The 14,153-nt window shown below is 57.9% G+C and carries 17 protein-coding genes and 1 pseudogene; 3 read left to right on the top strand and 15 right to left on the bottom strand.

Annotation, left to right across the window (positions count from 1 at the left end; all coding sequences use genetic code 11):
* The first annotated feature begins 10 nt into the window (after positions 1-10).
* Positions 11-1,465 carry an NADP-dependent succinate-semialdehyde dehydrogenase gene (gene gabD, locus FN060_RS21465; protein ID WP_142589963.1) on the top strand — a complete coding sequence of 485 codons (1,455 nt, stop codon included), beginning with the start codon at positions 11-13 and terminating at the stop codon, positions 1,463-1,465.
* Between the two features lie 117 nt (positions 1,466-1,582).
* Here the strand turns inward: gabD and FN060_RS21460 are convergent, their stop codons facing one another.
* The 9 genes from FN060_RS21460 to FN060_RS21420 all read right to left on the bottom strand — a co-directional run bounded on the left by FN060_RS21460 (position 1,583) and on the right by FN060_RS21420 (position 8,504).
* Positions 1,583-1,903, bottom strand: a complete 321-nt coding sequence (locus FN060_RS21460) for an EthD domain-containing protein (RefSeq protein ID WP_142589962.1) — start codon at positions 1,901-1,903, stop codon at positions 1,583-1,585.
* A 12-nt stretch (positions 1,904-1,915) separates the two neighbouring features.
* A complete protein-coding gene (locus tag FN060_RS21455) occupies positions 1,916-2,854 on the bottom strand; it encodes a 2-hydroxyacid dehydrogenase (protein ID WP_142589961.1) in 939 nt (312 codons plus the stop codon).
* 31 nt (positions 2,855-2,885) lie between these two features.
* Complete coding sequence (locus FN060_RS21450) at positions 2,886-3,638, bottom strand: amino acid ABC transporter ATP-binding protein (RefSeq protein ID WP_142590145.1); 753 nt, start codon at positions 3,636-3,638, stop codon at positions 2,886-2,888.
* Positions 3,639-3,688: 50 nt separating this feature from the next.
* Positions 3,689-4,489: a transporter substrate-binding domain-containing protein gene (locus tag FN060_RS21445; RefSeq protein WP_142589960.1), complete on the bottom strand. Its 801-nt coding sequence runs from the start codon at positions 4,487-4,489 to the stop codon at positions 3,689-3,691.
* A gap of 49 nt (positions 4,490-4,538) precedes the next feature.
* A complete protein-coding gene (locus FN060_RS21440) occupies positions 4,539-5,195 on the bottom strand; it encodes an amino acid ABC transporter permease (RefSeq protein WP_142589959.1) in 657 nt (218 codons plus the stop codon).
* Between the two features lie 10 nt (positions 5,196-5,205).
* Positions 5,206-5,874 carry an amino acid ABC transporter permease gene (locus tag FN060_RS21435; RefSeq protein WP_052637060.1) on the bottom strand — a complete coding sequence of 223 codons (669 nt, stop codon included), beginning with the start codon at positions 5,872-5,874 and terminating at the stop codon, positions 5,206-5,208.
* Between the two features lie 91 nt (positions 5,875-5,965).
* Positions 5,966-6,994 (bottom strand): LacI family DNA-binding transcriptional regulator, encoded by a 1,029-nt coding sequence (locus tag FN060_RS21430; protein WP_142589958.1) that lies wholly within the window; start codon positions 6,992-6,994, stop codon positions 5,966-5,968.
* A gap of 752 nt (positions 6,995-7,746) precedes the next feature.
* Positions 7,747-8,091 (bottom strand): hypothetical protein, encoded by a 345-nt coding sequence (locus FN060_RS21425; protein ID WP_142589957.1) that lies wholly within the window; start codon positions 8,089-8,091, stop codon positions 7,747-7,749.
* Positions 8,092-8,141: 50 nt separating this feature from the next.
* Positions 8,142-8,504, bottom strand: a complete 363-nt coding sequence (locus FN060_RS21420) for a hypothetical protein (RefSeq protein ID WP_142589956.1) — start codon at positions 8,502-8,504, stop codon at positions 8,142-8,144.
* 590 nt (positions 8,505-9,094) lie between these two features.
* Here FN060_RS21420 and FN060_RS23435 point away from each other — a divergent pair.
* Both FN060_RS23435 and FN060_RS23615 read left to right on the top strand, forming a co-directional pair.
* Complete coding sequence (locus tag FN060_RS23435) at positions 9,095-9,418, top strand: hypothetical protein (RefSeq protein ID WP_280514353.1); 324 nt, start codon at positions 9,095-9,097, stop codon at positions 9,416-9,418.
* A gap of 328 nt (positions 9,419-9,746) precedes the next feature.
* A complete protein-coding gene (locus tag FN060_RS23615) occupies positions 9,747-10,016 on the top strand; it encodes a DUF982 domain-containing protein (protein WP_077549631.1) in 270 nt (89 codons plus the stop codon).
* A 384-nt stretch (positions 10,017-10,400) separates the two neighbouring features.
* Here FN060_RS23615 and FN060_RS21405 read toward each other — a convergent pair whose 3' ends face one another.
* The 6 genes and pseudogenes from FN060_RS21405 to FN060_RS23480 form a co-directional block, all read right to left on the bottom strand.
* A complete protein-coding gene (locus FN060_RS21405; protein ID WP_077549632.1) occupies positions 10,401-10,661 on the bottom strand; it encodes a hypothetical protein in 261 nt (86 codons plus the stop codon).
* Between the two features lie 96 nt (positions 10,662-10,757).
* Positions 10,758-11,123, bottom strand: coding sequence for a response regulator (locus FN060_RS21400; RefSeq protein WP_235864363.1), 366 nt, complete (start codon positions 11,121-11,123; stop codon positions 10,758-10,760).
* A 433-nt stretch (positions 11,124-11,556) separates the two neighbouring features.
* Positions 11,557-12,000, bottom strand: a complete 444-nt coding sequence (locus FN060_RS21395; protein ID WP_244665923.1) for a Ros/MucR family transcriptional regulator — start codon at positions 11,998-12,000, stop codon at positions 11,557-11,559.
* 163 nt (positions 12,001-12,163) lie between these two features.
* A complete protein-coding gene (locus tag FN060_RS21390) occupies positions 12,164-12,625 on the bottom strand; it encodes an SRPBCC domain-containing protein (RefSeq protein WP_142589954.1) in 462 nt (153 codons plus the stop codon).
* Entirely contained in the window at positions 12,625-12,954 is a 330-nt protein-coding gene (locus FN060_RS21385) for an ArsR/SmtB family transcription factor (protein WP_142589953.1), read from the bottom strand. The genes FN060_RS21390 and FN060_RS21385 overlap by 1 nt, the downstream gene beginning before the upstream one ends.
* Before the next feature lie 421 nt (positions 12,955-13,375).
* Positions 13,376-13,783 (bottom strand): annotated as a pseudogene (locus FN060_RS23480) (AfsR/SARP family transcriptional regulator); the annotation flags it as partial.
* Between the last annotated feature and the right edge of the window lie 370 nt (positions 13,784-14,153).

Raw genomic sequence — 14,153 nt, 5'->3', positions numbered from 1 at the left:
GTTGGAAGAAATGAAGCTCAAGGATCAATCTCTCTTCCGTGAAGCGGCTTTGGTCGGTGGTGAATGGGTTCAGGCAAACGCGGACCACTATATTGCGGTCGACAATCCGGCGAACGGTGAGATCATCGGGCACGTCCCGAAGCTTGGCGCGGCCGAAACCCGCGCCGCAATTGAATCGGCTCGCATTGCGCAGATAGAGTGGGCCGCACGCACTGCAAAGGAACGCGGTGTCGTGCTGCGCAAGTGGTTCGAATTGATGATGGAGAACAAGGAGGACCTTGGAAAGATCCTGACGCTCGAACAGGGCAAGCCACTTGCTGAGGCCATGGGAGAGATCACCTATGGTGCAAGCTTCATCGAGTGGTTCGCAGAAGAAGGTCGCCGTATCAATGGGGACATCATTCCTGGCCACCAGCCCGACAAGCGGATCATGGTCATGAAGCAGCCCATTGGGGTGGTTGCCGCGATCACGCCATGGAACTTCCCGAATGCCATGATCACTCGCAAAGCCGGGCCGGCGTTTGCGGCTGGGTGTGCAATGGTATTGAAGCCAGCGTCGCAGACGCCGTTTTCGGCTGTCGCCATTGCAATTCTAGCCGAGCGAGCTGGCCTTCCGAAGGGACTATTCAGCGTCATCACCGGCTCGGCGCGAGAAATCGGTGGCGAGATGACAGCGAACCCAACTGTCCGGAAGCTTACATTCACGGGTTCTACGGAAGTCGGTGCGGAACTCTACAGGCAATCGGCGCCGACCATCAAGAAGCTCGGCCTTGAACTTGGCGGCAATGCTCCTTTCATCGTCTTCGACGATGCGGATTTGGATGCGGCAGTTGAGGGGGCGATCATCGCCAAGTTCCGCAACAACGGCCAAACCTGCGTCTGTGCAAATCGCATCTACGTGCAGGACGGCGTCTATGATGCGTTCGCCGAAAAGCTGGCCGGTGCTGTGGGCAAGCTCGTCACGGGCAACGGCTTTGACGAGGGCGTGATCCTCGGACCATTGATCGACCGGGCAGCGCTGGAAAAGGTAGAAGAACACGTGGCTGACGCCTTGGGCAAGGGAGCCAGGACCGTCACCGGAGGCAAGCGCCTTTCGATCGGCAACACATTCTACGAACCTACCGTACTTGCCGACGTCACGGCCGAGATGGCGGTCGCTCGGGAAGAAACCTTCGGTCCCGTCGCGCCTCTGTTCAAGTTCAAGGACGAGGCAGACGTCATTCGGCAGGCCAATGATACGGAATTCGGCCTTGCATCCTATTTCTACGCGAAAGACATGGCCCGGGTGTTCAGGGTCGCGGAAGCTCTTGAGTACGGCATGGTGGGCGTCAACACCGGCCTTATCTCGACCGCCGAAGCTCCCTTCGGAGGTGTCAAGCTCTCCGGCCTCGGACGCGAGGGGTCACGCTACGGCATCGAGGAGTTTCTGGAACTCAAGTACGTCTGCCTCGGCGGTGTAGCCTGAAGGTAGACGGACTCCCGCTGCATAGAGTATGCAGAAGCATGAGGAGCAGAGATGATTGACTGCTCCTTACCCGTCGCCCCACATTTCAGGCGGCGGCAACGCCGTCGTCGCGCAGAATCAAGCTTCTAGCTCAAAAACATGGTGGTGGATGACGCCGTCGAACATGGCGAGCAAGCCCTTGGTCATATCCCGGCTTGCATATCGAACCGGGGAGTTCAGTGCCTCATCCAGTGCCTCCCGGCTGTCGTACATAGTCGACAGCACCATGGGATAAGCGGGAGCGCCCTCGTCCCGCTCAATAGCATAGAGCACGCGGACTTCGCGAACGCCGGGGAACTCCAGCCACATCGGCATCAATTTATCTGCCACATATGCCTTGAAGGCGGCTTCCTTACCTTCGTGGATGCGACCTTCGAAGAGTGCTTGGCGAATGATCATGTCACGTCCGATTCAGTTGACGGTGGTGGGCGGCTTTTCGCCGTTGAAGAATGCCTGGAGGTTAGCAAGGACAATCTCACCCATCGCAATCCGCGTCTCGCGCGTTGCGCTACCTTGATGCGGCATCAGAACGGTGTTGGGTGCTGTGAAGAAGTCCTCACGGATTCGCGGTTCGCCGACGAACACGTCAAGGCCTGCTCCGGCGAGCGTGCCGTTCCGGAGAGCCTGAATCAATGCATCCTCGTCGAGGACGCTGCCTCTCGCGATGTTGATGACAATGGCTTTCGGCCCGAGAGCCTCCAGCACCTCGGAATTGACGAGGTCTTGCGTTGAGGCATTGGCCGCAACGCAAACCGCCAGCACGTCACTGGACGCGGCAAGTTCTGTAGGCGTGGCATGTGCTGTCCAGCCGGTATCAGTCTGTGGTGAACGATTCCAATACCCGATGGTCATCCCGAAGGCTTCCGCGCGACGGCCAAGGGCACGCCCGATCTGACCTAGGCCGAGGATGCCCAGGCGTTTGCCTTTCGGACTCGTTCCCAAAGGAAAGGCCTCGCCCAATGCCCAGCACCCCTCGCGAACAAAGCGATCGCCTTTCGCAATGTGACGGAGAACCGCAAGCATCAGCGCTATCCCGGTATCGGCGACGTCATCCGTCAGCACGTCTGGCGTCGTTGTAACGTCGATGTCTCGGCCTCGGGCCCTCACAAGGTCGACCTTGTCTGTACCCACGCCGTTGATGGCAATGATGCCCAGCGCCGGCAGACGATCGATCTGGTCGTTCGAAAGTCCGGTGCCCCCGCCCGTCACGACAGCACGGATTGACGGCAGGGCTTTTGCGATGGCCTCTTGCTCAGTGGCAGCATAGTGTCGATGGACAACATAAGCCTCGTCGAGGCGAGCCTCGATGACATCGAGCATTGGCTCGATGAGCAGGATTTCCGGTTTCATCTTGGATACTCCGTCCCTGAGCCTGGTCGGCTCAGGAGATCTGGCCGAGGAAGTTGCGGGTCCGCTCATGCTGAGGATTGTTGAAGAAGTCTTCGGGCACACCGACTTCAACGATCTCGCCCCGGTCCATGAAGATCACCCGGTCGGCGACCTGGCGGGCGAAGCCCATTTCATGCGTCACGCACAGCATGGTCATCCCTTCGTTGGCAAGGTCGATCATGGTGTCGAGCACCTCCTTGACCATTTCCGGGTCGAGCGCCGAGGTCGGCTCGTCGAACAGCATGATCTTCGGGTTCATGCACAGCGCACGGGCGATCGCAACGCGCTGCTGCTGACCGCCCGAAAGCTGGGCCGGGTACTTTTGAGCCTGCTCAGGGATGCGCACCCGCTCCAGGAATTGCATGGCCGTTGCTTCAGCCTCCGCTTTGGATATTCCGCGCACCTTGATTGGTGCGAGCGTGCAGTTCTCCAACACGGTCATGTGGGGGAAAAGATTGAAGCTCTGGAAGACCATACCCGTCTCCTGCCGCACGATATCGACATTCTTGCCGCCCGCCGTCAGGTCGTGGCCGTCAACTACGATCCGTCCCTTCTGGATCATCTCCAACTGGTTGATGCACCGGATAAGGGTCGACTTGCCGGAACCGGAGGGACCGCAGATGACAATGCGCTCCCCGGGATCCACCGACAGGTTGATGTCCTTCAGTGCGTGGAATTCGGCGTACCACTTGTTGACGCCCTCCATCGTCACCGCCGGACCAGAAGCTCCCCGCACGCCCGTCATCGATGTGTTAGCATGAGTATCAGCCACGCGAGGAACTCCCCTTCTTTCTCTTACTTGCCTTCGGCGACGAAGTTCGGCAGCGGCGTGCCGAGCCACTTTTCGTGGATCGCGCTGAGCTGGCCGTCCGCCTTGACCTTCTCGAGGAAGGCATTGACGGCTTCTAGCAGTTCGCTCGAACCCTTTCGAACAGCGATACCCTGGACCTGCTGGCTCAGCTCAAGCTTCTGGTTGAAGCGGCCGGGCGCTGCCTGTTCGATCTGGGCGGCCACGACGTTCGAGACGCCGATCAGCTCAACCTGACCGGACAGCAGGGCCTGAACGGCACTCGCATCATCATCGAAGCGCTGGATAGTCGCATCCTGGGGAGCGATCTTCGTGACTGCAGTGTCCTGCGTACTAGCGCGGGCCACACCGATGGTCTTGCCGGAAAGATCCTCCGCCTTGGTGACTTCCGCATCCGCGGCACCAAAGACGCCGATGGAGATGCCTGCATAGGGTTCAGAGAAGTCGACACTCTTGGCACGCTCCTCGGTGATACCCAAGGATGCGACGAGCAGGTCTACCTGGTTGCTCTGGAGGTAGGGAATGCGGTTGGGACCGGTGACCGGAACGATCTGCGCTTCGACACCCCACTCCTTGGCAAGAAGCTTTGCCACATCCGCGTCGTAGCCATCAGGCTGATTGTTTTCATTCATGATGCCGAATGGCGGGAAGTCCACCAACATCCCGATCTTGACGGTTCCTGCGGACTTGATGCTCTCGACAGTCTGCGCCACTGCGGGGAGAGAGGCCGCCGCAGCCATCAAGCCTGCGCCCATGATAGCGACTGCTGCGCGTCTGGTAATGTTCATGTTTCCTACCCTTTCTTGATCTGCCGGCCCTCCCGCCGGCGGGGTCTCGTCAACGTTGTGTTGCCCGAGAAAACCTGACTTCCATGCGCCGCGCCAACAGCGAAAGCGGCCAGCACAAGATGAAATAAATGGCGGCCACCGTTCCGAAGACCATGAACGGGCTGAAGGTGGCGTTGTTGATGATCTGCCCCTGCCGTGTGAGCTCGGTAAATCCGATGATGGCGGCAAGCGAGGTGCCCTTGATGAGCTGGACGAGGAACCCGACGGTCGGCGCCACAGCAATCCGCGCCGCCTGAGGAAGGACGATGTAGCGCATCCGGTTGTAATACTTCAGGCCAAGTGCCGTCGCCGCCTCACGCTGGCCCGACGGAACCGCTTCGATGCAGCCCCGCCAGATTTCACCCAGGAACGCACTGGCGTGCAGTGTCAGTGCAATCGTCGCGGCAATCCATGGGTTGATCGCCAGGCCAAAGATGTTCATCCCAAAGAACACCAGAAAGAGCTGCATCAGAAGCGGCGTTCCCTGGAAGACGCGAATGAAACCGAGAGCCACCAGTCGCAGAGGCCGGACATCGGAAACGCGGGCAAGTGCGATCAGCAAACCACCGATCCCGCCGCCGGCAAAGGCGATCGCCGAGAGCGCGATCGTCCACTGCGCCGCCATGACGATGATGAGAAACTCGTTCCAGCCAAAGGGTCTGATCATCCTTGCGCTCCTATCGGCTCAGCGGGTACTTGAACGCCATCTTCTCGATCGCAGCGAAGATTGCCGAGAAGCCGATCGATAGGGCGAGGTACATCAGCGTAATGACGATATAGACCTCAAAGCTCGCGAAGGTGGCCGACTGCAGATCGTTTCCGGCCGCCGCAAGATCGTCTGCGGAAATCACCGAGACGACGCTCGACGTCAGCATCAGGTAGATGAACTGGCTCGTCAGAGACGGATAGACCGTGCGCAGGGCCGGTTTCATGATGATGTAGCGGAAGACCTGCAGTCTCGACAAACCGAGGGCTGTCCCCGCCTCCACCTGCCCCTTCTGAATGGATTCGATACCTGCGCGGATGATCTCGGTACCGTAGGCGCCGAAGTTGACGACGAGCGCCAGCAGAGCCGCGCTATTCGGGGAAAGGCGTAGGCCGAGCGATGGAAGACCGAAGAAGATGAAGAAGATCTGGACCAGGAATGGCGTGTTGCGGATAATCTCAATGTACGCATTGATGACGAACCGGATCAGCGACGGGCCGGACGTCTTTCCCCAAGCACAGACGATCGAGACAATCAGACCGAGCAGCATGGCAGCGCACGACAAACGGATCGTCAGCCAGGCGCCCACAAGCAACTGGTCGAACGAAGCGAACACTGGCGCGAAATTGAAATCGTACACGTAGCGCCTCCCGAGCCCGGCGCTCCTCGCGCCTTTAGATCGATCTAAATTTCTGCTGTGAGTGAGTCAACTGCCAAGTGGCCCACCGGTTTCACGAAGATGATAGCGGACTGCAGGAATCGCGGATGTGGAGCTTCGTCGTGCTGATCCAGCAGCGCGGCGGCAAAGAAGGCTGCGCGATACGTTCCAGCAGCAAGGCGACAGCGTTGTGACCGATATCGCTTGGCGAGGTCGAGACGGAAGTGAGACGGGGCCGCATGGCTTCGGCGTCGGCTACATCGTCGAAGCCGATCAGTGAGATGTCACGACCGATCTTTAAACCGCGATCATAGAAGCCGGCGGCCAGTCCATGCGCGACAAGGTCGTTGAAGCAGATCACTGCGGTTGGCACCCTGCCCTGCGCAAAAAGCGCATCGGCTTCCTGAGCGATCTGGTCCACGCGGTCAGGAACACGAATGACAAGATCAGGCTTCAAGTCAAATCGCTTCATCGACTCCCGGAAGCCCTGGACGCGCTCATGGTATGCCGAGTGAACCGGGCCATGAACGGCAAAGCAGATAGCTTGGTGGCCAAGGGAGACGAGATACTCCACGGCTTCCTCCATACCCGCTGCGTAATCCGCCCCGGCATAATCAATGTCCTGTGTCACATGTCGCAGTGCCTGGACGACCGGAAGCTTCCAGTCACTGACCTTGCTTGCGAGATCGTTCGGAGTGCCGGCAGCAGGACAGAGAATGATCCCGTCGACGCCATGCTCGCGCAAGCGCTGCAGGACCGTCGCCTGCCGAGGTGGCCCGTCTCCACTGTTGGCAATGATCATTACCAATCCGGCCGCGTCGACCGAGGCCTCCATTCCACCCAGCAACTCCGCAAAGAATGGATTGGTGAGGTTGGGCACGACCACGCCGATGGTGTGGCTTCGTTCGGCGCGTAGCCTCGCAGCACCCATGTTGTAGACATAGCCGAGTTCACGCATCGCGGCTTCGACGCGCTCTCGCGTCTCAGCCCCCACCAGCGGGCTCTTTCGAACAACGAGCGACGCTGTCGCACGCGAAACATCGGCGTGTTTGGCGACGTCAAGCAGCGTTACCTTGTTCCGTTTCTGATCTTGCCTGGACATCTCATCGCACCCACAGGGTCGCCATCGTTAATGAGCATCACTTCAGTCAGCAAGAGCAGCAGCCAAGGTCGCGGAGATCCGGCCTCAGCCTTGCGCCCTTGGATCGGAAATTATTGCCGATCGTTAGCCCTGTTGACTGATGCCCAAACCCGGGGCACTAAGGTGGCGTCCACGGTCGTCCGCGGCAGGAAAATATAGGAAATCAATGGCTATCTAGCTATTGAAATCATTTGAGGATCCAAGGTCCCTAGGCCAGCCATTCTTGAGCGGTTTTTCTATCCAAGTTGGCAACCATCTCCTGGACGGAAAAGTGACGTCTCCTCAATAACTTGGACAATCTTGGCGGCAGTTCCCGGGGCCATCCGTCCTGTTCGGGGGGCTAGGAAAACTGGCTAGGGATCGCAAGCAACGACCGCAACGGGCCGGAGTCTGGCCGTCGGATATTGCGTTGGAGAAAGAGGTAACTCTGACAGTGAAGCAAATGTTGCTGTTGTCCGCTAACGGCCCAAAGCGGACCTGCCGGTTCACACTCGCCCCGCTGACGAGGTTGCTTTCTCCAGCCCTAAGGTCTTGCGGCTTCGCGAGATCAAGTACCGTCTGACGGGGAACCCATATTTGTTCATGCTCCTGCCGAGCGGTGTCATAAAAGCCGTCAGCGAAGTCTCCCACCTTCTGGCTGTCTGATTAGACTTCATTGCGTAGACACCGGCAGAACCATCCCTCGTCGAACCAACCTTCGGGCGCTCAGAGAATTAGAGCGGTGTGGTGAACTCGATCCGGCAGTCGGCACTTTCAACATTCGCGGCGAAGATGACGCTGTTTGAGATAATCATCTGTTGTGGTGGAACTGCCCTGGCAACACCGCCCGCTTCTCCGGCGGCAAACCCCTCAGCGTCTGCAAGGGTGCAGGAGTAGTTGGCATCGAAAGGCCGCTCTGTCCTGTTCGAGACTCCGACAACTACCCAGTGGCGGTTGTCGTCTTGGTCGAGATAAAGAGTAACAATGGCGGCGTCAGCAAGGTAAGGGTCACTCGGGGTGACAACTTCCGACATGGCTGGGGTGGCCAAGACCATTAGCGGGAAAAGCAGATAACGCATTGGCCCTCGTCTTCCTCCGTGGTTTCGACGCTCAAGCTCCAGGCAACGCGTCAGTTCCGACATCGGGACGTGCCGAGTGAGGAGGGCGATGGTCCGGTCACCGGCAATTCGCCGTTCACCGCCTCAGCCAGGTCAAGATTGCGTGCTTGAGATGCCGCGTGGTCGATCTCGGCGTCGGTCACATATCGTTCAAAAACCTCTCCCGTCAGACGCACGCGATACTCAGCGCCTCCCTGGATATCCCTCCGGACGGAGTTAATCCGCCCGTCGGCCGTTTGCGTCAGTCGGCGAAACGGGCTGCTCCTCAAAGCAACGACATCTCCAAGCTTGTAACGTGGCTGCGACATTTGATGTTCTCCAGTTGAAACATGCTGCTTGCGAGCGTTTGATCCAAGGGCGGTGCCGACGTTCAAGGAAGAACTCGTTCAAGGTTGCATCAGAGCTAGACGCGACACTGGGTTTGCCGGGCGGCGGCGTGTTCAACGTCCCAGCGCGGGCGAGGTAGGGTTCGCGGGGATCGCCCTATCCGCACTTATGAGTGCATCGAGGGACTCCTCGTTGACCCTGTATGCTTCAGTGAGCCCTTGCGAGGTCACCATGAAGGTGAGCGTCCTGTGATAGGCTTCCCACATAACGTCGAGTGGTTCTTCCTCGACTAGAACGTCGAATTCACCAGGCGGGTGAGGTTGGACCATGCCCGGGAGCAGAAACGGGTTCAAGAAAGTCACTCGTTTTGAGAAAGTCCGCATGATGAAGCCCTGTAGGTGCTTTTCTGCGTGGGCTCCACCTAGAGCAGATCGCGAAGCACTAGGTATAGGATGAAACCGATGGATAGCGCTGGTGCCCACGTGTGAAAGATCGCTGCGGTTCTTGCCCGCACGTCCCTGGATGCTAGTTGTGCTGCTGAAAATGCGGAAGACATCTTGGTCCTCCTTCAGGTTGGGGCTGGGGTCTCGCAACCCCCGCCAACAGCGCCCGTAAAGTGGCTGCTGGAGCAAGCACTATGCGCTTCTCAACGCCGAAAGCAATAGCCATACCGGCAGGCAAAGTTGTTGGCTCGGTCAATCGGCTGGAAAACGGAAATGCGCAGCGGCAAGCGAGGGCGGACGACAGATTTCCCAATCGTCTCGGCTTCAGCATCCTCGACCAGCCCGGATACCTGCCATTCAACCACGCATCCGGTCAGCTCCCGTTCCATCTGATCGGCAGGCTCTACGAATGCACGTATAGGCAAGTCGAAGGATCAGGTTTAGTCGTTTTCGATCAGGGCCCCAATTCACCGGCACGAAATGGCCTTTTTCTGAAGCACCACTGGTTCACCACTTGATGAGCCGCCGTGGAAACTGCCGAGACAACGCGGCTGCCAAAAGCTTCCTTAACCTCTGAAGCGAGAGCAATACGCCGCAGGGTCTCCGTTTCGCGCGATGAAGCTCCCGAAACCGAAACGCAAACACGTCAGGAACAGGATGCAGTCACCCGTCGAGGCGGACAAGCAGCAGAAAAGTCGACCCGAGGGTGTCCAGGAAAACTGAGGCTATTCAGTCCTCCAAGGGGGCATCCCGGTCGCTTCTGAAGGATAATCGGACAGGACGGTGAAGTCGTGATACCAATAGCTGTCGCGGATTTTCCCTCTGCTCGCTAGGAGAGGACCTTGCATGGCCTCGGTGATCACAATTCTGTTCTCTTCGCGATGGAGACGGTCGGTCAACGTCGGCACCGATGATCTCCTAAGTCTGCAAATACGCGGCCCGGCAGATGCTATACGACACATGCGTGAGAACTTCCGCTGTAAATCCGGGCCCACCTATTGGCACGCCTTCGAGCTATGCCATGCCGCAGTCAGAGGAGAACTGCAGACGGAATTCGCACGCGCTCCATTCGTTGCTGCATGTGCCGAAGATGATGCAGTCGCTAGAGGCGGGTAAAAGCAGACCGAATGGTAGGTCGGCTAGCCGGGTGATGGACTGGTTTGTGCTTCTCGTACAGCCGTTGAGAACGGCAGCGCCATTTCCACCGGCGGATGCCATCGGTTCGCTTCAACTCTCATCTCCCATTCAAGTTGGCAAGCTTCACCTCTTCCAAACGGAGCAACTCTTCGAGACGAGCACGTTCAGTGGGGTCCTCGGTCTTCCCGAGAATCTCAACGAATCTGGCGATGTTCTTTAGGATGTTAAAGCGCTCCATGAGAATATCCCCTCCAGCTTCTAGTCATCAGGCGAGGCTCCGGCGAAAACTCCTACACAGGCCTCGGAATCCCTGAACGCAAAGCTCTTGCGGACAGCGGCTCGAAAGGTCATGAGGAGTCGATTTTAGTGGAGCGTCTCGTTTTCGTGGCAATGGAATGATCTGATGCCGTCACGCGCGGCAGTCGCCAGAAACTCCGCCCACGCATCTTCGTCACTCGCGAAGGGCTCATCCCACCTGGTGATGTCACCCTCCTCAGAGGTAACCTCCAAGAGCCATCCCCCTTGCCTCCCTACGGCGCGGAAGATGTCCACCTGAACTGTAACGCCATCGTCTTCGATTTCGCCGGACAAGTCTGAATGCTCGACACTGGTCAACATTGTCATTGGGTACGCTCCTTCAACGGGAATGCGCTGCTCATACTTCCACGACTGGGAGGTCACACGATGACCACGCCACACTGCGGCTTGCCATCCTGCGGCCTAGTCCAGGACGAGCTGGTTGATTGTCCTTGCGACAACTTTGGAATCGTAAGGCTTTGTAATGAAACGCTCCGTCTCCGGAAGAGCGATATCCGCGCCCCGCCAGTTTCCGGACGTCACGATTATTCTGATGGGTGGCCAACGGTCTCGGACAAACTCTGCGAGCTTCAGCCCATCCATCGCTCCAGGCATGTCGATGTCAGTGAAAACGACGCTGATCTGGCGGTTATCGATCAAGCACAGGATCGCTTCATCCGCATTGGCAGCCTCGACAACATTGAACCCGGCATCGCGCAAGTCTTCTGCGATGGTCCAACGGATCAGTGGTTCGTCCTCCACCACTAGCACGGTGGCGGCGACAGGCACTGTGATCTCTTTCGACAGAGGGCGTCCAACGCGGCGCGGCGGATCGTGCCTCGCACGGTACCATGAGATTGCAGCGCTGCCGAATCATTTCGATGAGGCTTTGGTAGAGCCGCCTAACGAAACGGCATGAAGTACGCGTAGCGCAAAGGCCTCCAATCCAGTCTGCGGCCGCTTGAGCGAGGAAAACGCGATCTGACAACTTCCTACGCTCGTCTGGCCAGCCGCCGTGTTGCACAAAACCATGGTGGTCGCCATGACCGCTTGTGGCGCGAAGCGGAAAACGCTCCCAGGCCACTCGCGGGCTTCATAGCACCAGAAGCGGCATCATTGAGAACCGTCAGTTATGCTTGAACTGAGCGACCCGCGTGCCCCCGAGAAACTAAAAGAGTTCAATGGGTTTCGAGCCTAACCGCGTAACTGCATTCGAAAATGCCTAAGCGCTCTTCCGCTTTTTGTTGGCCTTCGTTCGGCGCTGTCCGAGACCCATCGATTTTGCCAGGGACGATCTCGCTTCAGAGTATTCTGGTGCGACCATCGGATAATCGGCAGGCAACGACCACTTTGCGCGATACTCATCAGGGGTCTGGTCGTGATGGGTATTCAGGTGTCTGCGAAGAGATTTGAAGCCTTTCCCGCACTCCAGGCAAGTGATCGCATCTGGTTTGATTGATTTCTTGACTGGAACAGCGGGTTCTGGTGCTGCTGTTTTGACCTCTTCTGCTTTCAAGCCGACTCCGGAGAGTGAGCTGTGCACTGTCTGGATGAGCTTCGGAAGATCAGCAGCAGGCACAACATTCTTTGAGACGTAGCTGGATACGATATCGGTCGTGAGAACGAGCAAATCGTCGGTGTTGGTGTAGGTGTCTGAGCTGGACAATTCGCGTTCCTTATATCCGCAATATTTGAATGTAAGGAGTTGTAATTGGCCGTAATCAGACAGAAAGCAATGTGCGAAAACTTGTAATGCTTGCCTGGCGGTAAATCCGTCTTCCAGGAAGACGCTATTCAGCATACGGCCTGCAGAAGACATTCTAGCTAGATTATTTCAGTCGAGCTTGCTTGGTATCTGCCGCCAGAAACCCCGCCAACCCGTCCAACAACGCACCCCACCCATGTTCGCGTCCCTCCGCGCCATCACTGGGCGGGATTACGCACATCTGTTCGGTGTAGGTTAGGCGCGTCCCGCCACCTTCATCTTCGAATAGGATCGTGGCCAAGGATACCGTATGGACGCGCCCATTCACGGCCATCGAGTAAGCGAAAACGATACGCTCGCCTTCCTTGATCTCGAAATAGCGACCCTCGCTCGTGTGCTGACCCATCGCCGTGCGGAATCCACTGCGCTCTACGCCTCCGACCGAGAAATCCATCTCCAGCGTAGCGCTCCTAAGCCAAGCGGCCTTCTTTTCGCGAATGCTCCAGGCTGACCAGGCGTGCGCCCTACAATTGGGGTAGAGGCGCTCAAGCGTGAATTCGCGATGGTATTGTGATTGCCCGTCCATCAATTGTCCCCTTGTGACAGGAAAGAACCCAGTTGATCAAGGCGTTGCTCCCATCGCCCACGATGCTGGTCGGCCCATTCATCTACCCATCGCAGCGCATCCGGCACCAATGTGACCGACCGCACCCGCCCTAGTTTCTGGGACCGTACCAGACCCGCGTTCTCCAACACCTTTATGTGCTTGAGGAAGGAGGGGCCCGCCATCTCGAAAGGTTTGGAAAGCTCTGAGATGGAAGCAGGTCCCATTGCCAGACGTTCGACGACCTTCAGTCGCGTCGGGTCTGAAAGTGCAGCAAAGATCGTGGGCAAGTGAGGATGAAAGGTAGCCATAAGGATACCTATAACACGAGATTGAGAACCGTCAATAAAGATAGCCTTGCGGCTACCTTTTTCGACGCCTAGAACTTATCTCGGCGGCGCAAAGCTAGGAACTGGGAGCGAGGTTGAATCGTCGGGGGTGTCCGCCGATGCACTCTACTGATCGTCCTCGTACGTGACGACGAACTGACTACGTAAAGCGAACTAAACCAATGATTCTCCCCCGACTGCCTTTGCGCACTTTGAACCTCCTGGTTGATCCGCTCATTTCCTACCTGACGCAGATCGACCAAGTTCGATTGGCTGGAGCGGGCGCTTCTGCCTACCCCCGGTGCACCTGTGCAGTATGCGGCAGGGACGTGGCACGGCCATGCTCCCCCCAACTTCCCGCCGCGTCAACTCTATCAGGCATCGCGGGCCCTCGAACACGCCGCAGCCCTGTTTGCCAAATTTGCCGTTCGAGCCTAAGCCATTCCTCAAACTCCGGATCGCGGACGTCAATGCCCTCCAGGAGTTGATCATTCGCTCTGTCCCAAGCCGTAGCTTGATCGAGATCCAACTCCACCTGCTCCAGATCCAGCCATACGCTCAGCTTGTCCGCCTGCACGAGCTCACGTGCAGAGCCAAGCGATTTTCGGATTTCCAGCAGAGTCTGTCGGAGGCTAGCGAACGCGTGTTCTTCGGATCGGTCGCTCCAGAGCTTGTCGCGCAGCCAAACCCGTGAACGTAAGCCCCGTCGCGCCAAGGCGAGCATCGCCAGCAACGCTTGTGCTTTCTGCGACTTTGGGGCGAGGGATCTACCGGTGCTATCCGTCAGGGCAAAGGAGCCCAAAAGGTACAGGCTGTATCTCGCACCACTGCACTACTTCGAAAGGTAGTGGAATATCAGCTCCGATGCCCCATCGTGATCATATTCTTAGGGGATGTTCCGCTCGCGGCGACTTGTCAGTCACATGATATCTGCGATCGCGACGTCCGCTAGCAGTGCACAGGCAATGTCACGCGACCGCCGGGGCAATGTCCGCTTCTGGGTAGGTGTGGTGAAGAGCTCTATGACCGAGTTGGGGGCGCAAAGGGGACGTCTATATGGTTTGTTACCTGCTCCCGAATTCGCCACTTGAGCGGAAATTATTGCCGCTCGCCCGTCCTGTTGACTGATGTCCGAAGCCAGGGCAGAGGTGGCATCCACGGTCGCTCGCGGTAGGAAAATA

This window comes from Pseudorhizobium halotolerans (assembly GCF_902153235.2).
GTDB classification, from domain to species: Bacteria; Pseudomonadota; Alphaproteobacteria; order Rhizobiales; family Rhizobiaceae; genus Neorhizobium; species Neorhizobium flavum.
This window is presented reverse-complemented; position numbering and strand designations above follow the sequence as displayed.

Coding starts and splice junctions, on each gene's coding strand:
- gabD (WP_142589963.1), top strand. CDS start 11: ATGAAGCTCAAGGATCAATCTCTCTTCCGTGAAGCGGCTTTGGTCGGT.
- FN060_RS21460 (WP_142589962.1), bottom strand. CDS start 1,903: ATGATCATTCGCCAAGCACTCTTCGAAGGTCGCATCCACGAAGGTAAG.
- FN060_RS21455 (WP_142589961.1), bottom strand. CDS start 2,854: ATGAAACCGGAAATCCTGCTCATCGAGCCAATGCTCGATGTCATCGAG.
- FN060_RS21450 (WP_142590145.1), bottom strand. CDS start 3,638: ATGACGGGCGTGCGGGGAGCTTCTGGTCCGGCGGTGACGATGGAGGGC.
- FN060_RS21445 (WP_142589960.1), bottom strand. CDS start 4,489: ATGAACATTACCAGACGCGCAGCAGTCGCTATCATGGGCGCAGGCTTG.
- FN060_RS21440 (WP_142589959.1), bottom strand. CDS start 5,195: ATGATCAGACCCTTTGGCTGGAACGAGTTTCTCATCATCGTCATGGCG.
- FN060_RS21430 (WP_142589958.1), bottom strand. CDS start 6,994: ATGTCCAGGCAAGATCAGAAACGGAACAAGGTAACGCTGCTTGACGTC.
- FN060_RS21425 (WP_142589957.1), bottom strand. CDS start 8,091: ATGCGTTATCTGCTTTTCCCGCTAATGGTCTTGGCCACCCCAGCCATG.
- FN060_RS23435 (WP_280514353.1), top strand. CDS start 9,095: ATGCGCTTCTCAACGCCGAAAGCAATAGCCATACCGGCAGGCAAAGTT.
- FN060_RS23615 (WP_077549631.1), top strand. CDS start 9,747: ATGGCCTCGGTGATCACAATTCTGTTCTCTTCGCGATGGAGACGGTCG.
- FN060_RS21405 (WP_077549632.1), bottom strand. CDS start 10,661: ATGACAATGTTGACCAGTGTCGAGCATTCAGACTTGTCCGGCGAAATC.
- FN060_RS21390 (WP_142589954.1), bottom strand. CDS start 12,625: ATGGACGGGCAATCACAATACCATCGCGAATTCACGCTTGAGCGCCTC.
- FN060_RS21385 (WP_142589953.1), bottom strand. CDS start 12,954: ATGGCTACCTTTCATCCTCACTTGCCCACGATCTTTGCTGCACTTTCA.